The sequence below is a fragment of the Halorubrum sp. Atlit-28R genome (assembly GCF_003665955.1).
In the GTDB taxonomy this organism is placed as follows: Archaea; Halobacteriota; Halobacteria; order Halobacteriales; family Haloferacaceae; genus Halorubrum; species Halorubrum tropicale.
Window position 1 is genome coordinate 1 of the sequence record NZ_QPLS01000262.1, and the last position, 443, is coordinate 443.

1 protein-coding gene is annotated in these 443 nt (G+C 59.8%); it reads right to left on the reverse strand.

The window, feature by feature from the left end; all coding sequences use genetic code 11:
• Positions 1-7: 7 nt before the first annotated feature.
• Positions 8-433, reverse strand: a complete 426-nt coding sequence (sufU, locus tag DVK06_RS17820) for a Fe-S cluster assembly sulfur transfer protein SufU (RefSeq protein WP_004058592.1) — start codon at positions 431-433, stop codon at positions 8-10.
• Positions 434-443 lie beyond the last annotated feature (10 nt).

Here is a 443-nt window from a genome sequence, read left to right on the forward strand (position 1 = left end):
GACGAAGCTAGTCGTCGTCTTCGGTTTTCGTCTTCTCGATTTCTATCTCGCCGTCGTGAATCTTCGCGCCGTCCTGTGCGACCTGTCGCGCGAGGACGGCGCACTTGACACGCATCGGCGAGATGTCAACGCCGAGCATCTCCGTGATGTCGTCGGTGTCCATCTCGTTCAGTTCCGAGAGCGTCGTGCCCGGGAGTCGCTGGGTGAGCATGCTCGCGGACGCCTGACTGATGGCACAGCCATCGCCGGAGAACGCGACGCGCTCTATCGTCTCGCCGTCATCGGCGAGCTGCACGTCCATCGTAATCGTATCGCCGCAGGAGGGGTTTTCCCCCGTGTGAGTGTACGTCGGCGATTCGAGCCGACCGTGGTTTCGGGGGTTCTTGTAGTGGTCCAAAATCTGCTGACGATACATATCTGAGCCAATGCCCATTGGTGTTCGT